An 867-nucleotide genomic window follows, 5' to 3' on the forward strand; every position below is an offset into this window, starting at 1 on the left:
GGTCTGCACTGCTAGGCTCTGCAGATCCCGATGGGTGATTGTGTGCAAAGACCACTGCCGCCGCGTTGTGGCCTAAAGCACTTTTGATGATTTCCCGCGGATAAACAGAGGTGGCGTTGATGGTGCCCAATGACGTCGTTTCACTGGCAATGAGGCGGTGCTGAGTATCCAGATACAGCACCATAAACACCTCACGTTCGAGCTGCTCCAGTTGTAAACGCAGGTACTGCAGGGTCTCGGCGCTGGAATTAAAACTAACGGATTTCTGTTTCATCTGTTTTTCAAGCAAGGTCAGCGCCATCTGGATAACGCGCTGGTGGGTTTGATATTGCATGTGGAGAACTCCAATAAAAGAAAAGCCGCTATCCGGTGAGATAGCAGCCTTATCGGGATGACATTCAGTGAATTGAAAATAGATAAGAGAAGGATCAGGAGACCAGCTCCAGTATGTTTTCAGCCATAACCCAAAGGGCCCGGTTGAGCTTCACATCGCCATCAATACCTTTCACGGCGCGAGTATGGGCACGCTTGCCTTTGGTCGTTCGTCCCGACAGTCCACCTTTGATCAGGTTTTCCTGGATACGCTGATAGGTGGTCCAGAGATCGGTACTTTCATCCTGCAATCGGCGAGCACTAAGAATTTGTGATTCGGTCACTGGCTGATGCTCTTCGCCAAAGCGATAGGTTAACGCAGCTTTTGCCAGCGCCTGTTGTGCCGGTGGCGGTAACAGCAGAGATTGCATGGCGTCGCGTTTCTCCTCTACCCGATCAAATATCCCCAGTACTTCGTAGGCTCCTTCGATAACTCTCTCCACCACGTTGCCTTTATGGGGCACACGCACTTCCCCAAAACTCTCCCCGCAAATC

At 51.3% G+C, this 867-nt stretch carries 2 protein-coding genes; both read right to left on the minus strand.

Features of this window, described 5'->3' with window-relative positions; all coding sequences use genetic code 11:
- Positions 1-334 (minus strand): JAB domain-containing protein (locus AC1DUO_RS25550; protein ID WP_477989494.1); only part of this gene is annotated, 334 nt, incomplete at its 3' end.
- Between the two features lie 94 nt (positions 335-428).
- Positions 429-867, minus strand: a 439-nt coding sequence (locus AC1DUO_RS25555; RefSeq protein WP_477989496.1) for a DUF932 domain-containing protein, incomplete at its 5' end; no start/stop codon positions are given.

Source organism: Rahnella sp. P4_A8 (assembly GCF_056402435.1).